The sequence below is a fragment of the Mesorhizobium sp. M1409 genome, assembly GCF_040317535.1.
Taxonomy (GTDB): domain Bacteria; phylum Pseudomonadota; class Alphaproteobacteria; order Rhizobiales; family Rhizobiaceae; genus Mesorhizobium.
The window spans coordinates 205,002-229,532 of the sequence record NZ_JAMYKV010000002.1 but is presented as its reverse complement, the minus strand read 5'-3'; the positions used below and the strand labels follow the sequence as shown (position 1 = coordinate 229,532).

The following is a 24,531-nucleotide window of genomic DNA, read 5'->3' as shown; positions in this document are numbered from 1 at the left end:
CGATCAGGCCGTGGCGAAGTGATCGTGTACGCGCTTCGCCAGCCAGAAGCCGACATAGACGGCGAAGCCGCCAATGACGATGTGCGGCAGGTTGGCGAAGAAGCGGGCCGGGAATTCGATATCGTTGAGGGAGCGGAAGCCGTTGATGAAGATGCCGGCATCGAGGCAGCCGGAACCGGTGATCAGCCCGAGCACGCCGTCGAACAGGTAGACCGAGCCGAACAGCTTGAAATAGAAAACCGCCTGGCGGTGCGAGATGAAGGCCGCGGCCAGCGCCCAGACGCCGGAGAAGGCGTGCAGCAGGTCGTCATACCATTGCAGCGAGAATAGGCCGAACAGATTGCCTTCGGCATCGTTGAACGGCGGTATGTAGCCGATAGCGACGACGCCGAAGAACAGGAAGGCATAGGCAACGGCAAGCTTCTGGATCAACGTCATGAAGTATCCCCCTTCTACGAGCCCGTTTCGCAAACAGACTCTGACGACGCGCCGATACTAACCGATTTTAACGCGCGGTGAAGCGGCGCTCGCAAGATCGCCGGCAAAGGGGAGAAAAGACAGTCGGCGCCGGGATTTCTCCCAGCGCCTCCCTGTCAGATCAGGACACGGTCGCGGCAGCAACTTCCGTAAAGTCGTCGCGCCTTGCCGGCCTTGATTTTGACGGTCCTGCCAGTCCGCCACCCGAAAGCAGCGTCCGTTCGGGACCACACCGGTCTCCACCCTTGCGGGCTTTGCCCTGCGCGCCATCGAAGGTTTTTGCCGTCCTTCATGGCAGCATCGGTCCGCCGTCGGCGTTGGCACGCTTTCCGCGGCCCCGTAGGTCTCGGCTCCGTCCCTCGAAACAGGCAAGCCTGCTCTCGCTTCGGTCCGTACGGGCCTCAGGAAATCCGCCTTTCACTTCGCCTTTCGGCTGGGTGATCGGTAGCCGCCTGAGATGGGTTTAACTTACGCTGGGAAAGGGCTTTGCGAAATGGCCGAGGGCCTGTGGATAGCGGGATTATCGGGGACCAACTAACGAGAATGCGATTTTCCGATCCGTCGTATGGTGGGCGGCATCGGTAGACATTCGGCCTTGCCCTGCCGACCGGTGCGGGCTTCAATGCCGGCAAGGATTCGAGGCGCTTCGATGTCCTTGCGGGAGGGTGCGCTTGAAAGTCGGGGTGATTCTCAATCCGATTGCCGGCGGCGGCCGGCTGAAACGGCATTGGCCTGATGTCGCCGCATCGCTGAAAAAGCATTTCGGCGAATTCGAACTGCGCGAAACGCAGGCCGAAGGTGATGCAGAAAGGCTGGCGCTCGATCTTGCGGCTGAAGGCTTCAATCTGGTGATCGCGGCGGGCGGTGACGGCACCGCCAGCGAAGTGGCCGACGGGCTGCTGCAGGCGATCCAGGAGGGCGGCAGGACGACCGAACTCGGTCTGTTGCCGTGCGGCGCCGGCATCGATTTCGCGCGCGGCCTCGGCCTGCCGAAGGAGGTGGACGCGGCGCTGAGGCGAATCGCCGAGGCCAAGGCGCGCAAGGTCGATGCCGGGCGCATCTGCTACATCGACGACCATGGCGCGCTGGCCAGTCGCCACTTCATCAACATCGCCAGCCTGGGCCTGTCCGGCGCCACTGACCGTGCCGTCAATGCCGACAAGCGCAAGGGCAGGATGCCGGCCAAGGCGCTGTTCCTGTGGCGCACCGTTGTCGAGTTCATCCGCTACCGCTTCCAGGATGTCAGGATCACTGTCGATGACGGCGCCCCGGTCGAGGCGCGCATGGCGCTGGTGGCGGTGGCCAATGGAAAATTCTTCGGCGGCGGCATGATGATCGCGCCGGATGCTGAACTGACCGACGGGCAGTTCGACATCGTCATCCTGCGCGCCGCCGGCAAGATGAAGCTGATCTGGGACATCCGCCTGCTCTATGGCGGCCGGCACCGCAATCATCCAGCAATCACCATCCTGCGCGGCAGGAAAGTGGTGGTCGAACCGCTCGGCGATGTGGAGAAGAACGGCGCGCTGGTCGACATAGACGGCGAGTCGCCCGGACGCATACCCGCGACCTTCGAGATCCTTCCCGGCGCGCTGACGCTCAGATACTGAATCAAGCCGTTAACAGACTGATTCAGATGGATCCGCCGATGGATACAACCATCTGATATTGCTTGATATCTAGCCGGCGTCAGATTTCGAGTTTGGCCGGAAAGCCGGGCGCGCGCAGGTCGGTGCCGACGGCATCTTCGAGCAATTTGACGATCTGGGTCGACCAGGCGCTGCCGCCATAGGCAGCCTTGCCTTGCTCGAAAATCGCGTTGACGCGCGATGCCAGGTCGAGCGGCACGCCTGATTGTTCGCCCATGGCGAGTGCGAAGCCAAGGTCCTTCAGCGCCAGGTCCATTGTGAAGCCGATGTCGTAGGAGCCGTTGAGAATAAGCTGGCTTTCGGTCTCGTGGACGAAGCTGTTGCCGGAGGAGGCCACGATGGCGTGATAGGATTGGGCGAGGTCGAGACCGCTCCGTTTGGCCAGCATCAGCGCTTCGCCGGCGGCGACAAGGTGGACGAAGGCGAGCATGTTGGTGATGACCTTGATCACCGCCGCCGAGCCGATTGGTCCCATCAGGAAGGACTTCGCGCACATCGCTTCGATCGCCGGGCGATGACGCTCGTAGAGCGCCGCATCGCCGCCGACCAGCGCGGTGATCTTTCCGGCCGCCGCCAGATGCACGCCGCCAGTGACCGGGCATTCCAACGTCTCGACGCCCTTGGCCGAGGCGAGGGCGGCGAGGCGAAGAATCTCGTCGCGGCCATTGGTCGACATCTCGATCCAGGTGCCGCCCTGGGGCAACCCTTCGAGCAAGCCGCCGGGGCCAGCCAGCACCGCTTCGCTGACCTTGGGCGACGGCAGGCAAGAGATGGCGTTGCCGGCCATCGCTGCGGCCTCGGCGGGACTGTTCGCAGCGGAGGCGCCGAGCGCAACGAGGCGCTCGACAGCGGCGGGATCACGGTCGAAGACAGTGACGGCAAAGCCGTTGCGGATCAGGCTGGCGGCAAGGTTGCCGCCGAGATGGCCCAGTCCGATGAAGGCGTAGCTTTCGCTCACGGCATCAACGGCGTCTGCATCATCTGCAGATGCAGCTCCTTGCCGGTGTAGGGATGGGCGTCGCAGACCGCTTCGTTGAGCTCGACGCCGAGGCCCGGCTCCTTCGAGGGGATGACGTTGCCGTCCTGCCACTCGATCTTCTTCTTCAGCAGCGTGGCGTGAAATCCATCCCACTGTTTCAGGGATTCCAGGATGAGGAAGTTTGGCAGCGTCACCGCCAGCTGGATGTTGGCGGCGCCGACGATCGGCCCGCAATAGCAATGCGGCGCGATCTGGATGTGATAGGCCTCCGCCATGGCGGCGATCTTCTTGGTTTCGAGAATACCGCCGGAGCGGCCGAGGTCCGGCTGCAGGATGGTCGCGGCGCGGTTCTCGATGACGCGGGCGAATTCGAACTTGGTCGTCAGCCGCTCGCCGGTGGCAATCGGGATCGAGGTCGCGCGGGCCACTTGCGCCATCACTTCGGGCATATCAGGCGGCACCGGCTCTTCGAACCACAGCGGATCGTAGGGCTCGATGGCGCGCGCCATGCGCAGCGCGCCGGACGCGGTGAACTGGCCGTGCGTGCCGAACAGGATGTCGGCACGGGTGCCGACAGCCTCGCGGATCGCCTTGACCATGCGGGTGGACAGGTCGATGTCGACAAGGCGCGGCTGGTGACCGTCGAAGGCGGTGTAAGGGCCGGCTGGATCAAGCTTGACCGCGTTGAAACCCTGCTCGACATATTCGAGCGCGCAAGCGGCGGCGAGATCGGGATCGTTGTAGACGTTCCTGCCGTGCGCGTCCTCGGAATGGACGCTGCCGCTGTGCGGGTAGAGATAGGTGTAGGAGCGCAGCGTTTCGTGCACCTGGCCGCCGAGCAATTTGTAGACCGGCTTGTTGGCCTCCTTGCCGATGATGTCCCAGCAAGCCATTTCCAGCGCCGAGAAGCAGCCCATGCCGGACACGTCGGGGCGCTGGGTGAAGCCGGAGGAATAGGCGCGGCGAAAAAAATTCTCGATGTCGTGCGGATCGCGGCCGACGAGATAGCGCTCGGCCATGTCCTCGACCATTTTCGCCGTGACATGGGCGGAAAAGGTGGCGTTGTAGGCTTCGCCATAGCCGACGACGCCGCCGTCTGTCGTGAGCTTGACGAAGATGAAATATTTGCCGCCGATGCCGGGCGGCGGATTGCCGACAACCCAGGTCTTGACGTCGGTGATCTTCATTCTTGGTCCTCCAGAACCAGTTCGGCGCCCTTCCAACCGGTCATGATCGAGGCGGCGTTGGTGTTACCGGTAATGTTGTCGGGAAAGATCGAGGCATCGATGACGCGCAAGCCTTCGATGCCGTGCACCTTGAGGCGCGGATCGACGACGGCGCGCGAGGGGTCCGGTCCCATGCGGCAAGTCGACACCGGGTGATAGACGGTCCCCGAGCGCTTCCTGAAATCCTGGATCAGATCGGCGTCGGAGGTGATCGACGGACCGGGCAGGACCTCTTCCTCGATGATCTCGGCCATCGCGGGCATCGAGGCGATCTTGCGCACGAACTTCACCGCGTCGAGCATCTCGGCGACGTCGGCCTCGGTCGAATAGGCATTGGCGACGATTTTGGGGTAATCGCGCGGGTTGGCCGAGCGGATCATGATCTCGCCACGGCTCGACGGACGGCAATTGGACAGGCCGATGGAAAAACCCGGCCATGGATCCGGCGTCAGGATCGGGCGCTCGCCGCTTTTGGGAATGACGGTCGAGAAGGCCTGGAAATAGAGCTGCATGTTGGGGCGGGTCGCCGCCGGGTCGGTGCGGAAGAAGCCGCCGGCATTGTTCATCGACAGCGACAGCGGGCCCGAACGCGTCAGGATGTATTGCATGCCGACCAGCAGCTTGCCCCACCACGGACGCAGGATCTGGTTGAGCGTCGGCAGCCGGCCCTTGAAGGTGTAGTTGATGCCGACATGGTCCTGCAGATGCGCGCCGACATTTTCGTTGGCATGGACGATGGGAATGCCCAGCCCCCCAAGCAGAGCGGACGGGCCGACGCCGGACAGCTGCAGCAATTGCGGCGAGTTGACCGAACCGCCCGACAATATGACCTCGCGGCCGGCACGCGCCATCTTCGTCTCGCCGTTCTGCAGATATTCGACGCCAACGGCGCGCTTGCCCTCGAACAGGACTTTTGTCACGAGTGCATTCATCTCGACGCGGACGTTCTTGCGCTTCATCGCCGGGCGCAGGAAAGCGCGCGCCGCCGACATGCGGCGGCCGTTGCGGGTCGAGATCTGGTAGACGCCGACGCCTTCCTGGACGGCACCGTTGAAATCCGGGTTGAGCGGCAGGCCAGCCTGCTGGCCGGCAGCGAGATAGCGCTTGGTCAGCGGGTGGACGGCATCGGCACAGTCGGTGATGTGCAGCGGGCCGCCGACACCGCGCCATGCGTCGGCGCCGGCCTGGTTGTCCTCGAGCGCCTTGAAGGCGGGCAACAGGTCGTCATAGCCCCAGCCGGGATTGCCGGCGGCGCGCCAGGCGTCGAAATCCTCGCGCGCGCCCCTGATCCAGACCATGGCGTTGATCGAACTCGAGCCGCCGAGCAGTTTGCCGCGCGGCCAGTGGTCGGCATTGCCGGCAAGGCCCGGGTCCGGCTCGGCCTTGTAGTTCCAGTTGACATCAGGATCGAAGAAGGTCTTGCCGTAGCCGAGCGGCATCTGCACGTAGAAGCGGCGATCGGTGCCGCCGGCCTCCAGCACCAGCACCGAAAAGCGTCCCGAGGCCGAGAGCTTGTCGGCCAGGACCGAGCCGGCCGAGCCGGAGCCGACGATGATGAAATCATAGGTCTGCATGATGGGTCTGCATGATTGGTTCGGGCGGCGCCGGAAATCTGGCGCAGCCTAGACGCCATGGCGTTCCCAAGTCGCTGTGCCTTCCGGCATCAGTTGTGAAAAAAGCGACCGTCGAACTGGCCGGGTTTGCAGGGATTCCCGACAATCGCGCTTGATATGCACCGGCTCGACGGCCTATGCGATGGCATCGACCAATTTGCGGAAGGCAGGAAATCACATGCGGACCCTTCCTGACGCGTTCATTCCCGAACTGCCGGGCCATTATAGCGGCAAGGTCCGCGAAAACTACGATCTGGCGGATGGCAGGCGCATCATCATCGCAACCGATCGCCTCAGCGCCTTCGACACCATCCTGACTTCGATCCCTTTCAAGGGAGAGATCCTCACCCAGACGGCACGGTACTGGTTCGAGGAAACCGCCGATATCTGCCCAAACCATGTTCTCGAATACCCCGACCCGAACGTCGTCGTCGGCACAAGGCTCGATATCCTGCCGGTCGAGATCGTCGTGCGCGGCTATCTGGCGGGAACCACCAGCACTTCGATCCTGACCCGTTACAAGCGTGGCGACCGGGAGATGTATGGGATGCGCCTGCCGGACGGCCTGCGCGACAATGAAAAACTGGCGGAGCCGATAATCACGCCGACCAGCAAGGCTTCCCACGGTGGTCATGACGAGCCTCTGTCCAAAGCCGAGATCCTTGAACAGGGCCTGCTCACGCAGGCGCAGTGGGATACCGTATCGGGCTATGCCTTGCGGCTGTTCGCCCGCGGCCAGCAGCGCGCCGCCGAACGCGGCCTCATCCTTGCCGATACGAAATACGAGTTCGGCACCGACAAGAACGGCACCATCATTCTCGCCGACGAAATCCACACGCCGGACAGCAGCCGGTACTGGATCGCGGCGAGTTACGAACAGGCGCTCGCCAGCGGCAGCCGGCCGGAGAGCTTCGACAAGGATTTCATCCGCTCGTGGGTCTCGGCGCGGTGCGATCCCTACAGCGATCCGATCCCAAAAATACCCGACGAGATCGTCGAACAGGCCTCGCGGGTCTATGCGCAGGCCTATGAGGCGATCACGGGCAAGGAATTTTCTCCCGACCTTTCCGGGGATACCGTGCTCGATCGCATTCGCTCGAACCTCGAGCGCTACTTTTAGCGGCCAAGTGAGCCTTCGCCGGGGGCAGTCTGCGTTGACCTGTCGGCGCCATGACGTTACGGGATCGAGGGCAACCGCTCTCGAAGGATTTCCCCCATGGTGCACTACGCTGAAGGACGGCCGCTCGGCGATCTGACGCTTCGCACGCTGGCCATGCCTTCGGATGCCAATGCCGCCGGCGACATTTTTGGCGGCTGGGTGATGGCGCAGATGGATCTGGCCTGCGGCATCCGCGCCGCTGAACGCGCCAAGGGCCGCGTGGTGACGGCTGCGGTGAAAGAGATGTCGTTCGCCAAGGCAATGAAGATCGGCGACACGCTCTGCATCTACACCCATGTCGAACGCGTCGGCCGCACCTCGATGACGCTCAAGGTCGAAGCCTGGGCGCAGCGCTACCTCTCGGACCTGATGGAAAAGGTCACCCACGCCGATTTCGTCATGGTGGCGCTGGACGGCGAGGGCAAGCCGAAGGCGGTTCCGGCCGAAGGCTGACGGGCGCCGTTCTCCCATGCATGGCCCCACGCTCGGCCGTTTGTAACAGCGCCCGTGCGGGAGGCGCGTTTCGCGACTTCCAATGGTTGCCTCCATGCCCGATTGTGCCGGCGTTGGAGGGGAGACAATGCGTCAACATATGCTGAACGGCTGGCTTCTGGCAGCGCTGGTCGTGACGACCTGCCTGCTCGGCGTGACCGCCTATGCGGAGGTGAAGGAAGACATCTCGCGCATCTCCTGCACGCATGATCACCAGGCCCTCGGCGAGCGGACCGCGCGGTGTGATATCTGTGCCGCGGTTCGATGCGATAACGGCACATCGGGAGCCTGAGCGGCAGCCGTCAGCGGACGGATCACGAAGGCATTCCGGCAGCCAACACAGCACGCGCAATCGGGCAACGATCCGCGCGGCCGAGCTAGAATCTCAGATCAGATCAAGCCAAGTCACGTGCGGGCGGCACCCCTTGCCCTGCAACGGTTTCAGGCATGCATACTATCGAATTTTTCGCGTGCCGCTCTGACGCGCGTGGTGTTCTTGCGCGCCCATTCGCCAAGCGCGCTGACCGGGATCAGCAGCTCGTGACCAAGCTCGGTCAGCTCATAATCGACACGCGGCGGAATGGTCGGAAACACGGTGCGGGTGACGAAGCCGTCGCGCTCCAGCCCGCGCAAGGTGGTGGTCAGCATCTTCTGTGAAATGCCGCCGACGGCTGCGCGCAATTCGTTGAAGCGCAGCGGTCCGTCGCCCAGCTTGCCGACGACCAGAACGGTCCATTTGTCGCCGACGCGCTGCAGGATTTCCGAGATGGCGCGACAATCCTCGGTGCGGTGCGGGTGCCTCAGTAACAAAAAGGTGCCTCCTTGCGTCTCGAGTTGACAGTATCTCATATAGCGCCGGTATCCAAACGATACCAGTACTTCCTGCAAGGAGAGCCCTTCATGTCCAAACCCAAGATCGCCATTGTCATCGGTTCGACACGCGCCGCGCGTTTCGCCGATGTGCCGACCGAATGGATCGCCAAGATCGCCAAGTCACATGCCGACATCAACGTCGAAGTCGTCGATCTGCGCGACTTCCCGCTGCCTTTCTTCGACGAGGTCGCATCCTCCGCCTGGGTGCCGTCGACGAATGAAGTGGCACAACGCTGGCAGAAGAAGGTCGCCGAATTCGATGGCTTCATCTTCACCGCCGCCGAATACAATCATGGTCCGACGGCCGTGCTGAAGAACGCCATCGATTACGCCGCCAATGAGTGGAACAAGAAGCCGGCCGGCTTCGTCGGCTATGGCAGCGTCGGCGGCTCCCGCGCCGTCGAACAGCTCCGCCTTCATGCGGTCGAACTGCAGATGGCGCCGGTCAAATCGGCCGTCCATATCGCCTGGGGCGATTTCCTCGCCGTTCGCCAGGGCGAGAAGAAGCTGGAAGATCTCGAGCATCTGAACCAGGCCGCGACCGCGCTGGTCAACGACGTTGCGTGGTGGGCCAAGGTGCTCAAGGCAGCGCGTCAGGCCGACGCCGTCGCCGAGGAAGTCAAGGCGGCCTGACCGCCGGTTCGAATTATCCTCCCAAGGATCCGGGGCGGCGCTTGCGCCGCCCTTTTCAATTGAGGGAAGCCGTGGCGTCGTGTTGCGCCTGCCTTGGTCGGATGATGCAGTCGGCGAGGCGATCCATCTCGTTGAGCTCGTCGGCATGATGCTGGCCCCATTGGCAGAGTGCCAGCAGGATCGGCTCGAGGCTGAGGCCAAGGCGCGTTGCCGAATATTCGACGCGCGATGGCACTTCGGCAAAGATCTCGCGGCTGACGAGGCCGTGCTCTTCCATTTCACGCAGCTGCTGGATCAGCACCTTCTGGGTGATGCCGGGCATTATCGCCTTCAGCGCGGACAGCCGCCGGGGGCCGTCGAACAGATGGTAGAGGATAACCGCCTTCCAGCGCCCCGCGATCACTTTCAGCGCCCGCTCCGCCGGCAGCATCGGCAGTCTCTTGATGGGCATTTTCTTGGGATTGGGCATGGTCACCTCCTGGTCAGCAGGGGACAAATGAGTGTGTAGTCGAAGCGCCGCAGATAGTGGCAAACCACGGCCGATGCCAGTGCGATCGGAGTTTGCCATGAGAGCCATTCAACCGAACCGCTTCGGCGGTCCCGAGGTGCTGGAGGTGATCGATCTACCGACGCCGGTACCGCAGGCCGGCGAGGTACTGGTCCGCGTCCACGCCGCCGGGATCAATTTTTTCGAAGTGCTGATGCGGGCGGACCGCTACGCGGTGACGCCGCAACTTCCCATGATCCTCGGTGTCGAGGCGGCGGGCGTCGTCGAGGCCGTCGGACAAGGGGTGGATGCACAGCTGCTGGGGAGCCGCATGGCCGCGCCGCTGTTCATGTCGCAACGCCCTTACGGCGGCTATGCGGAGCAGGTGACGATCGATGCCGACCTTGTCGTCCAATTGCCGGATAGTCTTTCGTTCGAGGATGCGACGGCGTTGATGGTGCAGGGGCTGACGGCCTTTCATCTGCTTCGGCAAAGCCCGCCGGACGGCAAGGCGGTGCTGGTGCCGGCCGCGTCGGGTGGTGTGGGATCGTTGCTGATCCAGCTTGCGAAGTGGAAAGGCGCACGTCGGGTGATCGCGACCGCCGGCGGCAGGGCCAAGCTCGATCTTTCCCTTTCCCGGGGAGCCGATGCCGCGGTCGATTACAACAATCTGGATTGGCCCGCCCGCGTCCGCGACGTCACGGACGGCAAGGGTGCCGACATCATCTACGACACCGTCGGCGGCGCGCTGACGGCTGCGTCACTGCAGGCTCTGGCGCCTGGCGGCGAACTGGTGTTCGCGGCACTCGGCCGCTATGGCCTCGCGGCTTCCGATCTGGAGGCGATGATCGGCCGCAACCAGTCGCTGAGAGGTTTCGCGCTGCTGCCGCTGCTGTCTCCCGACGTGCTGAAAGCCAGCCTTTCCGAGCTGTTCCAACTGGCTGCAAGCGGCCGGCTTCAGGTTGTGATCGGCGGCCGCTTCCCGCTCGACCGGGCCGGTGAAGCGCACCGGCTGCTGGACGAGCGCCGTTCGACAGGCAAGGTCGTGCTGGTGCCTTAGTGTCGTGGTGTCTCCGCCTTGCACCAGAAGAGCCTTTCGGCCTTGCTGGTTGCCTGCGCCGCCGCGGCGGACATGACGCCAATCGGGATTGGACCTCCATATGCGCGGTCCTGCCATCTGGTCCCGCTCCTTGCACTGCGATATCCGGCTGCAATCCGTCACATGAGTGTAGCCGTGAAGACATCCAGCCTGACCGGCGCCGTTTCCCCGATGATCCCGGTGCTCGTCTGCGCGCTCGGGATCTTCCTGCTGTCCGGAATGGATGCGGCGATGAAGACCCTGGTTATTGCGGTCGGCGTCTATAACACGGTGCTGTGGCGCAGCATGGTCGCGACCGTGGTCGCGGGTGCTGCCTGGTCGGCAGGGCCGCGCTCGAAGCCAACCCTTCCGGTGCTAAGGCTGCATGCGCTGCGTGCGGCAATTGTCGGCATCGTTTTGATATCCTTCTTTTGGGGGCTCGCCAGGCTGCCGCTGGCGGAAGCGATCGGGCTCAGCTTCGTCGCGCCTCTATTCGCGCTCTTCCTCGCCGCGCTGTTGCTGGGCGAGCGAATCCGGCGGCAGGCCGTCTGGGCATCGCTGGCCGGCATCGCCGGCGTCGCGATCATCATGGCCGGCCAGTTCGGGCAGGCAAGCTATTCGCAGGATGCCATGCTTGGCACGGCGGCGGTGCTCGTATCGACGGTGTTCTACGGCTACAATCTCATCCTCACCCGACAACAGGCGCAGTTGGCCAAGCCCATCGAGATCATGTTGTTCCAGAACCTTTGCGTTGCAATCATCCTTGGCCTCGCGGCACCGTGGCTCGCCGTCGCCCTGCCGACCAACCTTTGGCTGCCGCTGGCCGGGGTGACTGTGCTGTCGCTTGCCGGCCAATTCCTGATGAGCTGGGCCTACGCCCGCGCCGAAGCGCAATATCTGATCCCTGTCGAATACTCGGCCTTCATCTGGGCGGTCGCACTGGGCTGGTTCTTCTTCGGCGAGGAGGCAACCTGGACCACGCTGACCGGAGCATGCCTGATCGTCGCCGGCTGCCTGATCGCCGCGCGGGCAAATCCGAAGCTTGCCGAACCAATCGAAGCGGCGGTTTGAGGACGCAAGTCGTCCCCGCCAGGGAACCCTATTGGGTCACGCCTGCGCGTCACTCAGGAAGACCGGCCTTGCGGAAGCCATCGACGAAATGTTCCTGCATGGCGGCGTCGCGAAACGGCTCCGTCATGACCCAGTGGCGGGTTGTGAAATGCGGGTTGCTGATGAGGAACATTTCGACCTCCGCGCGCGCCTCCTCGAGCCGGCCCAGTTGCGCAAGACTTGCCGCCAGGAAACGGCGTGAGCTTGTGCGATAGGTCTCGTCCCTGCGCAGTGTCTCGACAGCGGCTTCGTATTCGCGCGCCGCGTATTGCGCCGCGCCGAGCGTCAGATAGTACCAGCTTGCGGGAAACGGGTTCAGCCGGAACGCCTTGCGAATGTGCTCCAGGCCCTCTTCGACCCGCCCGGCCAGGACCGCGATGTCGGACAATGTCGCCCAGGCGTCTGCCTCGTTCGGGTCGAGCTCGAACGCCTTGGCGAATTCTGCATCCGCCTCTGCGAAGCGGCGTTCATAGGCGAGCAGGTTGGCAAGGACCCAGTGGCAGCCGGCATCGTTGGGATCGATCGCCACGGCCTTACGCGCCAGCTCCAAGGCAACGCTACGGTTTGGCTCGATGGGTTCGCCCCAATGCACCCATCCCATCCAGTGGTTCATGGCAAGCCAGCGATAGGCCTCGGCATATTCCGGATCGAGCGATACCGCGCGCGTGAGCATGAGGTGCGCTTCCCGCGCCGTCTGTGGCGAATCATCGATCAGCTTGCGCGCCCGCACGCAGAGGTCGTAGGCCTCCAGATTTCGGGGCCGGTTGCGCGGCAGCGGTGCGCGCAGCCGGCCAAGCAACGCCTCGACGATCTTGGCCGTGACCTCGTCCTGAACGGCGAAGATATCCTCCAGGCCGCGATCGAAGCGTTCCGCCCATAGATGTTCACCGCTCACCGCGTCGACCAGCTGGGCGTTGATGCGCACGCGATCCGCGGCGCGTCTTGCGCTGCCCTCCAGCAGGTAGCGCACGCCAAGATCCCCGGCGATCTCGCGCACGTCCATCGCCTTTCCTTTGTAGGCAAAGGTCGAGTTGCGAGCGATGACGAACAGGCCGGAGATCCTGGACAGGTCGGTGATCAGGTCTTCGGTCAACCCATCGGCGAAGGAGTCCTGTTCGGGATCATTGCTGAAATTGACGAAGGGCAGCACGGCTATCGACGGTTTGTCGGGCAGGGGCAAAGATTTTCGCTTTGCGCTGCCGAGCTGTTCGACGGCGCCCGTGAAGCGGTAGCCGACGCGCGGAACCGTGGATATCCATTCACCGCCGTCGGCTGCCGGACCAAGCAGCTTGCGCAGTTGCGCGATCTGGACGGTGAGGTTGCCTTCCTCGACGGCCGTGCCCGGCCATGCCGCGTCCATCAACTCAGCCTTCCCCAGGATTTCGCCGGGCCGTCCGACGAGCGCCGCAAGCAGGTTGAGCCCGCGATAGCCAACGGCAACGGGGACATCGTTCCGAAGTAGCGTTCCCGCACCCGGATCAAGCACGAACGGACCAAAGGCAAAACGCGATCCCTGCATAGGGCGCATCTATAGAGCAATTCCAGGAAAAGCGTGAAACGGTTTTCCCGGGAAAAGCGCATAGTGCCTTCCCTTGGGAATTGCGTCAAAACAAAGAGTTAGAGCAGTTTGCCGGTTCCGTGAACCGGTGAACTGTTCTGGCCGGTTTGGAAGTTTTGAGAACTATTTGGGAGGGCTTAATTACGGCGCGGTTCGTATCGCGCAGAATTCAACCTCTTTCGAGAGCCCTCCGGGCCTCAAACCATAGGAGGTTGCCATGACCACCAATACCCTTGCATCGGCCCCGAATTGTGCAGCGCGGCCGGGAACGCTCGTGGCGCCGGCGTCGCGTCGGCTCCTGATGACCCTGCGAAGCATTGTCGCGACCTTGCGCGATCGGACCTGGCGCGAGCGGATACGCTTTCGCTGGCAACTCAGGCAAATGTCGAAGGACAACCCTTATCTGATCGACGATATCGGTCTGACGAGATGTGAGGTCGAAGCTGAGATCGCCAAGCCCTTCTGGCAACGATAGAGCGAATGCTGCACATCGCGTCGACAGTCAGCGCACCGCATGGCGGTGAGCACCGGGCAGGCGGGTGGCGATCAGCTTGTCGATGCGGCGGCCGTCGAGATCGACCACCTCGAAGCGCCAGCCCTGCGCGTCGACGCATTCGCCGGTCGCCGGCAGATGGTGCATATGCGACAGCACATAGCCGGCGACAGTCTCGTAGTCGCGGTTTTCCGGCAGGTCGATGCCGAGAATGTCGGCCATCTCGTCGGCCTGCATGTAGCCGGCGAGCAGCCATGAGCCGTCCTCGCGCTTGACGGCGTTTTCCTCGTCGCCGGCGTCGGTATCCGCCCGGAACACGCCGGTGATGGCTTCGAGGATGTCGGCCGGGGTGACGATGCCTTCGAAATGGCCGTATTCGTCATGCACCAGTGCCATCGGCACGTCGGATTCCTTGAGCTTCTGCAGCACATCCAGCGCGTCGGCCTGGTCGTAGACTATGGGTGCGGCTTGCACATGCCTGCGCGGGTCGAGCACGAGGCCGGCAAGCAATGCCGCCAGCACGTCGCGCGTCTGGACGACGCCGACCATGACATCGACGCCGCCGTCGCCGGCCGGCAGTCGCGAATGCTGGGTTTCCATCAAAAGCTTGCGGATGGCCGCCTCGTCGGATTGCAGATTGATCCAGTCGACTTCGGTGCGCGGCGTCATCACCGCGCGCACGGCGCGGTCGCCAAGCCGCATGACGCCGGCGATCATGCGCCGCTCGTCGGATTCGATGGTGCCGTGATGCTCGGCCTCGGCGACCAGCATCTTGATCTCCTCGTCGGTGACCTTCTCCTCGCTTTCGCCGCGCTGGCCGAGCAGCCACAGGATGACGCGGCCGGAAAAGTCGAGCAGAAAGACCAGCGGCGCCGAGACGGTTGCAAGGATGGTCATCGCCGGAGCGGCCTTGGCGGCGACCCGTTCAGGGTCACGCAACGCGATCTGCTTGGGCACCAGTTCGCCGACGATCAGCGAGAAATAGGTGATGACGGCAACGACGATGCCGACGCCGAGCGGATCGGCAACGGTCTCACGGATGCCGGCGGAGGCCAGGAACCGCGCCAGCCGTTCGCCGAGCGTGGCGCCGGAAAAGGCGCCCGACAACACGCCGACCAGGGTGATGCCGATCTGCACCGAGGACAGGAACTTGCCCGGATTCGAACCAAGCTCAAGGGCGCGGCCGGCGCCATTGATGCCGCGGTCGATCATCGCTTTCAGCCGGGCCGGGCGCGATGAGACGATGGCAAGTTCGGACATCGACAAAAGGCCGTTCACGCAGATGAGGACGACCACGATAGCGATTTCGACGTATAGCATCAGCGGTCAATAGCATTGCCGCGCGGTCTTCGAAAATAGTCCGGCGTGTTTTTTGACAAATGTCCGGTATTTAGGGTCAGACGGCATCCGCGGCGGTGAGGGAACCGTCAGGGATTTGGCATTGGTCTGAAGGGCCCAAAAGAGCCACGACCAGCGACAGCTTTCCCTGCTTGGAAACGCGGCACATGTCCATGCTGTCGGCGCCTCGAAATCCGTTTTCGCCTCTCCGCACCCAGCCAAAACGCAGGAAGTCATGATGGACATCGACCAAGGTCGTCCGTTCGAGCCAGAAGCCCGGGCGGGCTTTCACGACCTGATCGATGTGATGGAGCAGCGCCTCGGCTCCGGAGATATGTACCGTCGGATCGATGTATGTGCCTTCCGGTTCGAATGAGGCGAACAACAGCCGGCGACGCTCTTCAGGCTCCGGGTCGAACCAGGCCTTGCAGTAGCTATTCACCACACTTTCCGCGTCGAACATCGGAATCTTCCTTTGAAACCGCCCTTTTTGAACCGCTTGGCTGTCTCAGCTTGCAGGGCCGTGCGATCTACTGTTTGAGTATGCCGACGATCGCCTCGCCATCCGTGAAATAGGGATCGCCGCCGCCATTGCGCCCGGTGCTGGTGGCGCCGACGCCCGATATGTCGCCGGTCGAGATCAACACACCGGCGGTGGCTAGGTCGCGCATGAGGAAATCGCGCTCGGCGTCGATGTCGGGGCCGATATGGTGGGTGACGGCGCCGGTGTCGTGGCTCAGTCCCACGCCGCGATCGAAGCTGGCCGAACCCCCCCACCGCGGCCGCCCGCCACCGCCGCCACAAGGGGTCTCCCATACCCGCCCATCATCCCGCCGGGGGGCGGGGGCCCCGACCGGCTTTTCGAAGGCGAGATCCTGGGCGCGGCCATCGAACAGCAGCCGGCTGACCGGCGCATCGGGGTAGGGGTGGTCGAACAACACGCTTTCGCCGATCTCGATCGCGGTCTTCAAGGTCACGGCGTCGGCGGTGTCCCAGCCGGCGACGGCGAAGGCATGGACCACCTCCTTCTGCGTGCCGACCAAGCCGACATTGATGGGGTCGCCCGGAATGCCCTGCGGCGTGTGTGTCACCATCTCGAAGTGCTGGGTGCGAAAGCCGCGGTCCCGGAACGTCCAGAATTCCGGCGCGGCGAAATAGGCGAGCGCCAGATAGGCGGCAAACAAGGCTGCCAGCCAGATTGCAATGCTTCGCCGAAAACTTCGCTGGCTCATGAATGCCGCTTCGATCTGTGCGTAGCTGTCGCCTGACAGACCTTGAAAATCAATGGCCAGCTGCATGCAGCTGGTCTATCGTCGGCCATCGTTTTTGCATTGGGGGCAGGAATGAAGCGAAAACCGCCAGGCCGCACTTCGATGGCGTTGACTGCCGATCTCGTCGCGCGAGTCGACCGTGTCGAACCAGACCCCGGCCCCGAGCCCGGAACCAGCGAGCATACCGAGGCTGAGTTCGACGGCCTTGTCGAACGGCTGCTTTCCTACCACCGGCCCGAAACGCTGTGGGTCTTTGCCTATGGCTCGCTGATCTGGAATCCCGAATTCGTCCATGTCGAACAGCGCCCGGCCACGGCGCCAGGGTGGCACCGCTCATTCTGTCTGAAGCTGACGCGCTGGCGCGGCACCCGCGATCTGCCGGCCCTGATGCTGGCCCTCGACCGTGGTGGCAGTTGCAACGGCATCGTTTACCGACTGCCGGCCGAAGATCATTTCGGGCAACTTGGCCTGTTGATGCGCCGCGAGATTGATGCGAACCCGCCAACCAACGTGCCGTGCTGGATCAAGGTCAGGACCAAGGATGGTCCGCTGCGTGCCGTGGCCTTCGTCGCCGCGCCAAACGGCAGGGCCTATGCCGGACGGTTGCCGCCAGAGCAGGTTGCGGACACGCTGGCGCGGGCCGCCGGACATTGGGGCTCATCGGCGCAGTATCTGTTCCGGACCGTCAGCAAACTGGAGGAAAGCGGTATTCGCGACAGGAATCTGTGGCGCATCCAGGATCTGGTGGCGCAACAAATCATCGCTTCCACCGGTAGCGCCCACCCTGTCTGATTTTCCTAGCGGCAGGCGCGATAACCGCTTTTGCGGTTCTTGATGTCGAAATGGAAATGGTTGCGGTGATCGTAATTGTAGCCGGGGCCGAGCACGGTGGTGAAGTACTGGCAGCCGTCGGCGCGCACATTGTTGAGGAAGCCGCGGGTGCGGAAGGCGAACAGGCCGGGCTTGCGCACGTCGATGTCGTCGCCATTGTTGAGCTCGATGCTCATGACGTCGAGCGCGTTGCCTTTGCCATGTTCCGACAAAACGCCTTCGCCCGCGATGTTGCGGCAGGAATAGCTGGAGCCCTGGTGGATGGTCTTGACGCCGGAGAAATAGCGCCAGCGGGCGGAGGGAACGAGTTCGTTCCTGGTCCAGCCGGCGAAGGTGGCGGCCATGTCGCAGGTCAGCGTCGCGGCGGGCTTCATCTGGATGTTGCCGATGGCCGAAACCTTGACCGGATAGTCGATGCCGCACTGGCCTTCATGGATCGGCGCCAGGTCGGTGAAGGCAACATCAAGGCGCTTCAATTGCTGGCGGCAGTCGGTTTCGCTGGCCGGCATCTGCTCGACCGGCGACATCGGCTCGTCCATGCGCGGATAAGCGGCCTGCGTCATGTAGGGGTTGGAGGGAACAAGCTTCTGCATGCCGGCATATTGCGGCACGGCTGAGGTGTGGGAGCCGACGTCGACAGCCGGTTCAAGTGACAGCACGCTGCCGGTGTTGCAGCCCGAAATCGCGACGAGGGCAAGGCCGGCGGCTGCCATCGCTGCATGTTTCGATTGGCGCGCGACGGCGAAGAACACGGCGCGAAATGTCCCGGCCATCGGCGGAATCCCTATTCCCGAACCTGATCCCGATCAGGTTCTACCTTTGCCTGACCACGATCTTTTCCGAAAACCGGTTCCCACTTTTCGGGATCATGGTTCAGATATCCGGCATTTTAACGATCAAGGGTAAAGGAAAACTCAGCGCCCGCGTTCATGCCTGCGGCCGAATTGGGGCACGTGGTCCGGCTAACCATGCTCACTGACAGAACGTTCCGCCATGCTGTCTAGGCTCGAGATCGAGATGGAAGTGCATGGAATGATCGGCATCGGCGCCCGGGCCAAGCACGGTCTTGAACGGCCCGCAGGCCGCCTTGCGCACGGCGTTGAGGAATTTGGCGTCCTTCTCGGGCGGCGCCGGACCGACCTCGATCTTCTTGCCATCCGACAGCGTGAAGCTGGCGATATCGAGCGCGTTGCCGAAGGCATGTTCCGACAGCTTTCGTGTGCCATTGCGTGGCCGGCAGATAAAGGCCGACGCCTGGTCGATCGATTTCAGGTCGGCGCCGAACTCAGCTTTCGCCGCCGGCTGGATGACATCGGCGGCAAAACGCGCCGTCGCCTCGGCCATCTTGCAATTGAGCTCGGTGCCGGGGCCGATGGCGACTGAATTTTCAAGTGTCTTCAGCACGATCGGGTAGGGGATCGAACAGCCGATTTCGGGGTTGCTTTCCGCCTTGTGCTCCTCGAATTCGACGCCGAGCGTCTTCAGCCGCTCGCGGCAGGCGACTTCCTCGGCGGGCATCTTTCCTTGGGGCCGGTCAGCCGAGCGCGGATCGGCGAGCATCCTCTCGTCTGCATCGGCGGGCTTTTGCGGCGGCTGCGGGGCGACCACCGGAGGCTCAACCACGGGCTCTTCTTCGACGTCAGGTTTTGGTGTCGGCGTCGGCGCAACGGCTGGCGGCTCCGGCTCGCTTTCCGTATTGGCTGACGGTTCTGGGGCGGACGGCTCGGGGCGTGCCTGCTTTTTCTGACGGGATTTTTCTTCATTGAACCGATCGGGTCCGGTGGTCTTCGGACCTTCCGTCTTTTGCCCTTCCGGCGCCGCGGCATCGGTCTTCGGAGCATCCGCCGGGCGCGGCTCGGGCACCGGAATACCGGGCCCTGGCACCGGAATACCAGGCCCGGGCATCGGAGCATCGGCAGGCGAGGGAAGCGGTTCCTGCGTTTTCTGCCGTGTCCGGTTCGGTGCGAGCTGCCGTTTACCCCGCGATTTCAGGCGCTGTCCGCCTCGCGGTTTCAGGGGCTGATCGACCCGCGGTGTCAGCGGCTGCTCCGCCCGCGGCGTCAGCGGCTTGTGATGCCGATGGCGATGTCGAGCGTCGGCCGGCACCACCAGCAAGGCCGTGACGGCCATGACCAACGCAATCCTGCATGTTCGGGAAAAGACAAGCGACCGCATGGCCGTCAACGGCGCCGACGCAAGGAGGTTGCCTGCGCCGCATCACGAACGGTAACCACGTCGTTACGCGCCGATCGCTTCCAGCCCTTCCTCCAGCCAGTCGGCAAGCAGCGGCATGCCAAGCAGGTATTTTGCGGTGCGCTTGTTGGCGCGTTCGCGCGCCGTGGCAAGCGCGTCCGCCCATTCGGTGGCGTCGTAGTCGCCGCGACCGACCCAGGCCAGCGCGATCAGTTCGGCTGCTTCATCGACATTGAGGTCATTGATCAGTTCGCGCAGCTCTTCCTCGGTAAGGTTTTCGGAGCTCTCCTCGGCGAGGCCGTCATGGTGATGGTTGGCATGGGACTCGCCGTCGAACTCGACCTCATGCTCGGCGCCATCGGCATAGTCTTCGTTGACGGCAGCGCTCAGCGCCTTGGCCTTGAGGATGAACAGGCGCACGGTATCGGGGCCGATCGAAAGCTCCCAGTCCTTTTCAAGCCGCCGCTGCACGAGCAGTCTCCCAGTGCCGAAATCCTGGCTGATGATAGCGGATTTGCGGCATCCGTCACCTGATGTTCTTCGGCACGCATTTTTCCGGGATGAAATGCAAACCATCCGGCGTTAGTGTTGCATTCTCACCCTCAAGGAGGCTTCGATGCATAAAAGAATGCTGATCCAGGCGGCGACTGCCCTTGTCGCGCTGCAGTTCCTTGCCGTTCCGGTGTTCGCCGCCGGCAGTGGTGGCAGCGATGAGACCGTCACCCAGTGCAAGAAGGGCGAGGTCTGGGACAAGAAGAAGAAAAAGTGCGTCGCACCCCAGGAAGGCATGCTCGACGACGACAGCATCTATGACGCAGGCCACGCGCTGGCGATGGCCGGGCGTTATGACGAGGCGATTGCCGTGCTTAGCCTCGCCGTCAACAAGCAGGATCCGCGCATCCTCAACTATCTCGGCTATTCGCACCGCCATTCCGGCCGCGTTACCGTCGGCCTCGGCTATTACGAGGAAGCGCTGCGCATCGATCCCAACTACACGCTGGTGCGCGAATATCTCGGCGAAGCGCATCTGCAGATCGGCGATCTGGCCGGCGCCCGGCAGCAGCTGGTGGAGATCGAGAAGCGGACCGGTAAGGGTTCGCGCGAATACGGCATGCTGGCCGAGCAGATCGACCATTTCACGAGGAGTTGAAGGGGCCTCCAGGGCTCTTCGAAGCGGCCGCGAGCGCTCGCGGCCGCTTTTTTGTCTACCCCTCAGTCTCATTAGCCGCACCGACTGATGAAAGCGGGGATGATTTTTGCAAAACCAATTTTTGGGCGTGAAAAACCCGCGAAGATTGCTATATTCAGGGAAATTGCGGTGACACGGTTCCGTTAGCCCGAGGCTGCCGGACCGTTTTCTTTTTGTACCCATCGACAAGGCTTCCCCCGAAACGCGGGGGTGGCGGCAGGAAAGGTCAGGTATCATGAACAAGGTCCCGATGACAGGCGAGGGGTTCGCGTCATTGAAGGAAGAACTGCGCTGGCGCCAGCAGGAAGAGCGGCCGCGCATCATCGAGGCGATCTCCGAAGCGCGCTCGCATGGCGACCTGTCCGAAAATGCCGAATACCATGCCGCCAAAGAGGCGCAGAGCCTCAATGAGGGCCGCGTCAACGAGCTTGAAGATTATATCGCGCGCGCCGAGGTGATCGACGTCACCAAGCTCAGCGGCGACAAGATCAAGTTCGGCGCCACCGTGGTGCTGGTTGACGAGGACACTGAGGAAAAGAAGACCTACCGGATCGTCGGCGACCAGGAAGCGGACGTCAAGTCCGGCCGCATCTCGATCTCCTCGCCGATCGCGCGAGCGCTCATCGGCAAGGAAGTCGGCGACGCCATCGAGGTCAATGCGCCGGGCGGTGCAAGGGGCTATGAGATCGTCCAGGTGCAGTTTATCTAAGGGATTACCAACGCTTGCGCTGCCCCTCATTGCCCTGCCGGGCATTTCTCCCCGTATAGTGACGGGGAGAAAGACGCCTTCACCGGTGATTTCGCTAATTTCCCAGGCCGTAAGAGCGCCGAGGCTGCCTCATCTCTCTTCTCCCCGTCACTATTACGAGGAGAAGGTGCCGGCAGGCGGATGAGGGGCAGTGCCAACCTTTCCGATTGAATTGATTGAATAAATCAATTCTTGCCAGTGACGGCCTCATCACGCGCCTGGCGCTCCAGCAGCCTGTCAGCCTCCGCCATCACATCAGTCGGCGCAACACGCCCCCCAGGTGCCGCCAAGAGCGTCGATGCATATGGGCCGCGCGGGCCGGTAAGGCCGGGCTCGGTCGCCAGGAACACCGCGACCGTCGGCAGGCCGAAAGCGCTGGCGAGGTGGGTCAGCCCGGTGTCGGCGCCAATGACCAGCGTCGAGCGGCCGATGATGGCGGCGATGTCTGCCAGCGATGATTTGGGCACCACGACCGTTGACGGCACAGCTTTCGCGATCGCTTCGGCCACGGCTTTTTCGCGGTCGTTCGACCAGGTGGTGACCGGCGTCAGGCCGCGCTCCACAAAGAGGCGGGCGGTTTCGATCCAGTCCTGGATGGGCCATTTCTTGTCTTCGCGGCTGGTGCCGTGCAGCAGGAAGGCGGTTTTTCCAGCGATGCCGGCCAGAGTGCCTGCCGGCGCCACAATGCCGGAGTCCAGCCTCGAAAGATCGGGCTGATAGCCGAGCGCCAGCCCGAACAGCCGTCGCGTCCGTTCGATGGCGTGCAGGTTGCGCGGCACGGCATTGGTGACGTCGTAGAACAGAGTTGCCGACGGTTCGCGCGCGCTGGAGCGGTCGAAGCCGGCAATCGGAGCGCCGGCTTGTCGCGCCACCAGGGCCGATTTCAGCAGGCCTTGTGCGTCGATGACCAGATCGTAGCGGCAATCGCGCAAGGCTCGGCGCAAGGTGGCCGCTTCGCGCCAGGTGCCGCCGTCGAACAGCGCCTTGCGCCAGCGCCGGATCGCCACCGTGTGAATTCTGTCGATCGCCGGATGCAGCCCGACGATGCCGGCGAACGCCTCTTCGACGCACCAGTCGAAGGTCACGTCCGGCCGGTTAAGGCTGGTATCCTCGACAGCCGGAAAGGTATGGATGACATCGCCCATCGAGGATGTCTTGACGATGAGGACCTTCATGCCGCGGCCGGGATTTCCAGCAGGCGGCCCGCCGCCGCCGCGACCTGGTCGACTTCAAGCGCCTTCAGGCAGTTGAGGTGGCCGAGCGGACAGATTTTCTGGTGGCAGGGCGAGCACGACAGCCCAAGCCAGACCAGTTCACGGTGCTCGGCCAGCGGCGGCGTATTCTCGGGCGAGGTCGAGCCATAGACGGCCACGATCGGCGTGCCGACGGCAGCGGCGACATGCATCAGCCCGCTGTCGTTGGACACCGCCAGCCTTGCGGCAGCGATCAGGTCGATGGCGTCCTCCAGCCGCGTCTGGCCGGCGAGATCGACGACGCCAGGGGCGAGCGCGGCGATCTCCGCCGTCACGTCGCGGTCGTTCTTCGAGCCGAACAGCGCGACCTTCAAGCCCTTTTCCATGAAATCGCGGGCAAGGCCGGCGTAGCTTTCGCTCGGCCAGCGCTTGGCCGGGCCGAATTCCGCACCAGGCATCAGTGCCGCGAATTTTTGCGGCGTCAGCCCGAAACGGTCGAGCAGGTCAACCTGGTTTTTCGTGTCCACGCTCAGTCGAGGCGCCCGGAAACTGCCGCCCTGGGCGAGGCCGAAATAGGCCTGCGCGGTGCGTCGTTTGAGGCTGTCGGGCAGCGGTACGATGTCGGTCAACAGACCATAGCGCATCTCGCGCAGATGACCGACACGGCGCGGAATGCGGGCAAAGAACGGGATCAGCGCCGACTTCCAGCTGCCCGGCAGGATATAGGCCATGTCGTAGCGGCCGTGCAGCAGGCGGCCGAAGCGGCGACGATGGGTGAATTCGAGCGCACCGGGTTTGAGCGGAAAGTCGATCTGCTGGCGGATTTCGGGCATGCGCTTGACTAGCGGCGCGGCCCATGCCGGTGCCAGTACGTCGATGGCGGCGTTGGGATGCAGCTCCTTCAGCGCCGAAAACAGGCACTGCGCCATCACCATGTCGCCCACCCAGCGTGGGCCGATCACGAGGATCGTTGGGCTTTCAGCCATTCGACATAGTCTCTGACGCCGGTTTCCACTGTCCGGAATTGGCCATTGTAACCGGCCGCGCGCAAACGTGACATATCAGCTTGCGTGAAGCTCTGGTAGCTGCCCTTGAGGTGATCGGGGAATTCGATGAACTCGATTTCGCCCTTGCCCAGCGTGTCGATCACCGTTTCGGCGATGGCGCGAAAGGGCTGGGCGCGGCCGGTGCCGCAATTGAAGATGCCGCTCAGCTCCCGCTTCCACAGCCACAGATTGACGTCGGCGACATCGCCGACATGGATGAAGTCGCGGCTTTGTTCGCCAGGCCCGAAGCCGTCATAGGCGCCGAACAGTTTCGGGTTTTCGCCGCGTTCGACCTGGTTGAACAGATGGAACGCGACCGAGGCCATGGCGCCCTTGTGCGCTTCGCGCGGGCCGTAGACGTTGAAATAGCGCAGGCCCGCGACCTGCGAATGGTCGGTATCGAAGACCGTGCGCCCGGCGAACACCGTTCGCCTGACATAGTCGTCGAACAGCTTCTTGGAATAGGCGTAGACGTTGAGCGGCCGCTCGAGCGCCGGATCCTCGCGAAACTCCGAGCCGCCGCCATAGACGGATGCGGAGGAGGCGTAGAGGAAGGGCACGCGCAGCGCCTGGCTTGCATGCAGCAGCCGTTTCGAGAAGGCGTAATTCACCTCCATCATGAATTTGCCGTTCCACTCGGTGGTGGTCGAGCAGGCGCCCTGGTGGAAGACGGCCTCGATGCGGCCAAGCGAGCCGGCCTCCATGCGGGGCAGAAAATCATCCTTGTCGAGATAGTCGGCGATCCGCAGGTCGGCGAGATTGGCGATCTTGTGGCCGTCGGTGAGATCGTCGACGATAAGGATGTCGTCATGGCCTTCGGTATTCAGAGCGGCGACGATGTTGGAGCCGATCATGCCGGCGCCGCCCGTGACGATGATCATGTTGCTGGCCCTGA

Annotated in this window: 27 protein-coding genes; 11 read left to right on the top strand and 16 right to left on the bottom strand. The window is 63.3% G+C overall.

Annotated elements, in window-relative coordinates; translation table 11 throughout:
* Positions 1–3 precede the first annotated feature (3 nt).
* A complete protein-coding gene (locus NKG99_RS02625) occupies positions 4–438 on the bottom strand; it encodes a DUF4383 domain-containing protein (protein WP_352863845.1) in 435 nt (144 codons plus the stop codon).
* Positions 439–1,148: 710 nt separating this feature from the next.
* On the opposite strand from NKG99_RS02625, the gene NKG99_RS02620 reads away from it, so the two are divergent.
* Positions 1,149–2,087, top strand: coding sequence for a diacylglycerol/lipid kinase family protein (locus tag NKG99_RS02620; protein WP_352863843.1), 939 nt, complete (start codon positions 1,149–1,151; stop codon positions 2,085–2,087).
* 79 nt (positions 2,088–2,166) lie between these two features.
* Here NKG99_RS02620 and NKG99_RS02615 read toward each other — a convergent pair whose 3' ends face one another.
* From NKG99_RS02615 to NKG99_RS02605, 3 genes are read right to left on the bottom strand one after another with little or no spacing between them, the layout of a single operon-like run.
* On the bottom strand, positions 2,167–3,084 hold the full coding sequence (locus tag NKG99_RS02615) for an NAD(P)-dependent oxidoreductase (RefSeq protein ID WP_352863841.1): 918 nt from the start codon (positions 3,082–3,084) through the stop codon (positions 2,167–2,169).
* On the bottom strand, positions 3,081–4,292 hold the full coding sequence (locus NKG99_RS02610; protein ID WP_352863839.1) for a mandelate racemase/muconate lactonizing enzyme family protein: 1,212 nt from the start codon (positions 4,290–4,292) through the stop codon (positions 3,081–3,083). The genes NKG99_RS02615 and NKG99_RS02610 overlap by 4 nt, the downstream gene beginning before the upstream one ends.
* Complete coding sequence (locus NKG99_RS02605) at positions 4,289–5,905, bottom strand: GMC family oxidoreductase (protein WP_352863837.1); 1,617 nt, start codon at positions 5,903–5,905, stop codon at positions 4,289–4,291. Before NKG99_RS02605 ends, NKG99_RS02610 begins: the two co-directional genes overlap by 4 nt.
* Positions 5,906–6,122: 217 nt before the next feature.
* On the opposite strand from NKG99_RS02605, the gene NKG99_RS02600 reads away from it, so the two are divergent.
* The 3 genes from NKG99_RS02600 (at position 6,123) to NKG99_RS02590 (ending at position 7,887) form a co-directional block, all read left to right on the top strand.
* A complete protein-coding gene (locus tag NKG99_RS02600; RefSeq protein WP_352863835.1) occupies positions 6,123–7,064 on the top strand; it encodes a phosphoribosylaminoimidazolesuccinocarboxamide synthase in 942 nt (313 codons plus the stop codon).
* 96 nt (positions 7,065–7,160) lie between these two features.
* Positions 7,161–7,556: an acyl-CoA thioesterase gene (locus tag NKG99_RS02595; RefSeq protein ID WP_024504171.1), complete on the top strand. Its 396-nt coding sequence runs from the start codon at positions 7,161–7,163 to the stop codon at positions 7,554–7,556.
* 127 nt (positions 7,557–7,683) lie between these two features.
* A complete protein-coding gene (locus NKG99_RS02590; protein WP_352863833.1) occupies positions 7,684–7,887 on the top strand; it encodes a hypothetical protein in 204 nt (67 codons plus the stop codon).
* Between the two features lie 149 nt (positions 7,888–8,036).
* On the opposite strand, the gene NKG99_RS02585 is transcribed toward NKG99_RS02590, so the two are convergent.
* A complete protein-coding gene (locus NKG99_RS02585; protein WP_352863831.1) occupies positions 8,037–8,405 on the bottom strand; it encodes a winged helix-turn-helix transcriptional regulator in 369 nt (122 codons plus the stop codon).
* Between the two features lie 90 nt (positions 8,406–8,495).
* On the opposite strand from NKG99_RS02585, the gene NKG99_RS02580 reads away from it, so the two are divergent.
* Positions 8,496–9,101: an NADPH-dependent FMN reductase gene (locus NKG99_RS02580; protein WP_352627661.1), complete on the top strand. Its 606-nt coding sequence runs from the start codon at positions 8,496–8,498 to the stop codon at positions 9,099–9,101.
* A gap of 55 nt (positions 9,102–9,156) precedes the next feature.
* On the opposite strand, the gene NKG99_RS02575 is transcribed toward NKG99_RS02580, so the two are convergent.
* Positions 9,157–9,570 (bottom strand): winged helix-turn-helix transcriptional regulator, encoded by a 414-nt coding sequence (locus NKG99_RS02575; RefSeq protein WP_352863829.1) that lies wholly within the window; start codon positions 9,568–9,570, stop codon positions 9,157–9,159.
* Between the two features lie 97 nt (positions 9,571–9,667).
* On the opposite strand from NKG99_RS02575, the gene NKG99_RS02570 reads away from it, so the two are divergent.
* Positions 9,668–10,648, top strand: coding sequence for a quinone oxidoreductase family protein (locus NKG99_RS02570; RefSeq protein WP_352863827.1), 981 nt, complete (start codon positions 9,668–9,670; stop codon positions 10,646–10,648).
* Positions 10,649–10,810: 162 nt separating this feature from the next.
* Positions 10,811–11,737, top strand: coding sequence for a DMT family transporter (locus NKG99_RS02565; protein WP_352863825.1), 927 nt, complete (start codon positions 10,811–10,813; stop codon positions 11,735–11,737).
* Positions 11,738–11,786: 49 nt separating this feature from the next.
* On the opposite strand, the gene NKG99_RS02560 is transcribed toward NKG99_RS02565, so the two are convergent.
* A complete protein-coding gene (locus NKG99_RS02560) occupies positions 11,787–13,304 on the bottom strand; it encodes a winged helix-turn-helix domain-containing tetratricopeptide repeat protein (RefSeq protein ID WP_352863823.1) in 1,518 nt (505 codons plus the stop codon).
* 247 nt (positions 13,305–13,551) lie between these two features.
* On the opposite strand from NKG99_RS02560, the gene NKG99_RS02555 reads away from it, so the two are divergent.
* Positions 13,552–13,809 (top strand): DUF1127 domain-containing protein, encoded by a 258-nt coding sequence (locus NKG99_RS02555; protein WP_352863822.1) that lies wholly within the window; start codon positions 13,552–13,554, stop codon positions 13,807–13,809.
* Positions 13,810–13,836: 27 nt separating this feature from the next.
* Here the strand turns inward: NKG99_RS02555 and NKG99_RS02550 are convergent, their stop codons facing one another.
* The 3 genes from NKG99_RS02550 to NKG99_RS02540 form a co-directional block, all read right to left on the bottom strand.
* Positions 13,837–15,147, bottom strand: coding sequence for a hemolysin family protein (locus NKG99_RS02550; protein ID WP_352863820.1), 1,311 nt, complete (start codon positions 15,145–15,147; stop codon positions 13,837–13,839).
* A 76-nt stretch (positions 15,148–15,223) separates the two neighbouring features.
* Positions 15,224–15,628, bottom strand: coding sequence for a hypothetical protein (locus NKG99_RS02545; protein WP_352863819.1), 405 nt, complete (start codon positions 15,626–15,628; stop codon positions 15,224–15,226).
* Positions 15,629–15,695: 67 nt separating this feature from the next.
* A complete protein-coding gene (locus NKG99_RS02540; RefSeq protein ID WP_352863972.1) occupies positions 15,696–16,397 on the bottom strand; it encodes an LssY C-terminal domain-containing protein in 702 nt (233 codons plus the stop codon).
* A gap of 111 nt (positions 16,398–16,508) precedes the next feature.
* Between NKG99_RS02540 and NKG99_RS02535 the strand changes: the two genes are divergently transcribed.
* Complete coding sequence (locus NKG99_RS02535) at positions 16,509–17,228, top strand: gamma-glutamylcyclotransferase (protein WP_352863817.1); 720 nt, start codon at positions 16,509–16,511, stop codon at positions 17,226–17,228.
* A 5-nt stretch (positions 17,229–17,233) separates the two neighbouring features.
* On the opposite strand, the gene NKG99_RS02530 is transcribed toward NKG99_RS02535, so the two are convergent.
* From NKG99_RS02530 to NKG99_RS02520, 3 genes are all read right to left on the bottom strand, one after another.
* Positions 17,234–18,040: an extensin-like domain-containing protein gene (locus tag NKG99_RS02530; RefSeq protein ID WP_352863815.1), complete on the bottom strand. Its 807-nt coding sequence runs from the start codon at positions 18,038–18,040 to the stop codon at positions 17,234–17,236.
* A gap of 199 nt (positions 18,041–18,239) precedes the next feature.
* Complete coding sequence (locus NKG99_RS02525) at positions 18,240–19,403, bottom strand: extensin-like domain-containing protein (RefSeq protein ID WP_352863813.1); 1,164 nt, start codon at positions 19,401–19,403, stop codon at positions 18,240–18,242.
* A 102-nt stretch (positions 19,404–19,505) separates the two neighbouring features.
* Positions 19,506–19,931: a DUF3775 domain-containing protein gene (locus NKG99_RS02520; RefSeq protein WP_352863811.1), complete on the bottom strand. Its 426-nt coding sequence runs from the start codon at positions 19,929–19,931 to the stop codon at positions 19,506–19,508.
* A gap of 145 nt (positions 19,932–20,076) precedes the next feature.
* Here NKG99_RS02520 and NKG99_RS02515 point away from each other — a divergent pair, with 145 nt between their 5' ends.
* The gene (locus NKG99_RS02515; RefSeq protein WP_352863809.1) at positions 20,077–20,610 is read left to right on the top strand and encodes a tetratricopeptide repeat protein; all 534 of its coding nucleotides are present in this window, start codon (positions 20,077–20,079) and stop codon (positions 20,608–20,610) included.
* Between the two features lie 274 nt (positions 20,611–20,884).
* Positions 20,885–21,358: a transcription elongation factor GreA gene (gene greA, locus NKG99_RS02510; RefSeq protein WP_292183751.1), complete on the top strand. Its 474-nt coding sequence runs from the start codon at positions 20,885–20,887 to the stop codon at positions 21,356–21,358.
* Between the two features lie 224 nt (positions 21,359–21,582).
* Here greA and waaC read toward each other — a convergent pair whose 3' ends face one another.
* The 3 genes from waaC to rfaD are packed head-to-tail and all read right to left on the bottom strand — an operon-like array spanning position 21,583 to position 24,517.
* Positions 21,583–22,572 (bottom strand): lipopolysaccharide heptosyltransferase I, encoded by a 990-nt coding sequence (gene waaC, locus NKG99_RS02505; RefSeq protein WP_352863807.1) that lies wholly within the window; start codon positions 22,570–22,572, stop codon positions 21,583–21,585.
* Positions 22,569–23,576 (bottom strand): lipopolysaccharide heptosyltransferase II, encoded by a 1,008-nt coding sequence (gene waaF / locus NKG99_RS02500; protein WP_352863805.1) that lies wholly within the window; start codon positions 23,574–23,576, stop codon positions 22,569–22,571. Before waaF ends, waaC begins: the two co-directional genes overlap by 4 nt.
* Entirely contained in the window at positions 23,549–24,517 is a 969-nt protein-coding gene (rfaD, locus tag NKG99_RS02495) for an ADP-glyceromanno-heptose 6-epimerase (protein ID WP_352863803.1), read from the bottom strand. Before rfaD ends, waaF begins: the two co-directional genes overlap by 28 nt.
* Between the last annotated feature and the right edge of the window lie 14 nt (positions 24,518–24,531).

Excerpts from the sequence above, each read along its gene's own strand:
- NKG99_RS02625 (WP_352863845.1), bottom strand. The coding sequence starts at position 438 with ATGACGTTGATCCAGAAGCTTGCCGTTGCCTATGCCTTCCTGTTCTTC.
- waaF (WP_352863805.1), bottom strand. The coding sequence starts at position 23,576 with ATGGCTGAAAGCCCAACGATCCTCGTGATCGGCCCACGCTGGGTGGGC.
- NKG99_RS02600 (WP_352863835.1), top strand. The coding sequence starts at position 6,123 with ATGCGGACCCTTCCTGACGCGTTCATTCCCGAACTGCCGGGCCATTAT.
- NKG99_RS02565 (WP_352863825.1), top strand. The coding sequence starts at position 10,811 with ATGAGTGTAGCCGTGAAGACATCCAGCCTGACCGGCGCCGTTTCCCCG.
- NKG99_RS02530 (WP_352863815.1), bottom strand. The coding sequence starts at position 18,040 with ATGGCCGGGACATTTCGCGCCGTGTTCTTCGCCGTCGCGCGCCAATCG.
- NKG99_RS02595 (WP_024504171.1), top strand. The coding sequence starts at position 7,161 with ATGGTGCACTACGCTGAAGGACGGCCGCTCGGCGATCTGACGCTTCGC.
- NKG99_RS02590 (WP_352863833.1), top strand. The coding sequence starts at position 7,684 with ATGCGTCAACATATGCTGAACGGCTGGCTTCTGGCAGCGCTGGTCGTG.
- NKG99_RS02610 (WP_352863839.1), bottom strand. The coding sequence starts at position 4,292 with ATGAAGATCACCGACGTCAAGACCTGGGTTGTCGGCAATCCGCCGCCC.
- NKG99_RS02535 (WP_352863817.1), top strand. The coding sequence starts at position 16,509 with ATGAAGCGAAAACCGCCAGGCCGCACTTCGATGGCGTTGACTGCCGAT.
- NKG99_RS02570 (WP_352863827.1), top strand. The coding sequence starts at position 9,668 with ATGAGAGCCATTCAACCGAACCGCTTCGGCGGTCCCGAGGTGCTGGAG.
- waaC (WP_352863807.1), bottom strand. The coding sequence starts at position 22,572 with ATGAAGGTCCTCATCGTCAAGACATCCTCGATGGGCGATGTCATCCAT.
- NKG99_RS02545 (WP_352863819.1), bottom strand. The coding sequence starts at position 15,628 with ATGTTCGACGCGGAAAGTGTGGTGAATAGCTACTGCAAGGCCTGGTTC.
- NKG99_RS02540 (WP_352863972.1), bottom strand. The coding sequence starts at position 16,397 with ATGAGCCAGCGAAGTTTTCGGCGAAGCATTGCAATCTGGCTGGCAGCC.
- NKG99_RS02555 (WP_352863822.1), top strand. The coding sequence starts at position 13,552 with ATGACCACCAATACCCTTGCATCGGCCCCGAATTGTGCAGCGCGGCCG.
- NKG99_RS02550 (WP_352863820.1), bottom strand. The coding sequence starts at position 15,147 with ATGCTATACGTCGAAATCGCTATCGTGGTCGTCCTCATCTGCGTGAAC.
- greA (WP_292183751.1), top strand. The coding sequence starts at position 20,885 with ATGAACAAGGTCCCGATGACAGGCGAGGGGTTCGCGTCATTGAAGGAA.
- NKG99_RS02575 (WP_352863829.1), bottom strand. The coding sequence starts at position 9,570 with ATGCCCAATCCCAAGAAAATGCCCATCAAGAGACTGCCGATGCTGCCG.
- NKG99_RS02560 (WP_352863823.1), bottom strand. The coding sequence starts at position 13,304 with ATGCGCCCTATGCAGGGATCGCGTTTTGCCTTTGGTCCGTTCGTGCTT.
- NKG99_RS02605 (WP_352863837.1), bottom strand. The coding sequence starts at position 5,905 with ATGCAGACCTATGATTTCATCATCGTCGGCTCCGGCTCGGCCGGCTCG.
- rfaD (WP_352863803.1), bottom strand. The coding sequence starts at position 24,517 with ATGATCATCGTCACGGGCGGCGCCGGCATGATCGGCTCCAACATCGTC.
- NKG99_RS02580 (WP_352627661.1), top strand. The coding sequence starts at position 8,496 with ATGTCCAAACCCAAGATCGCCATTGTCATCGGTTCGACACGCGCCGCG.
- NKG99_RS02515 (WP_352863809.1), top strand. The coding sequence starts at position 20,077 with ATGCATAAAAGAATGCTGATCCAGGCGGCGACTGCCCTTGTCGCGCTG.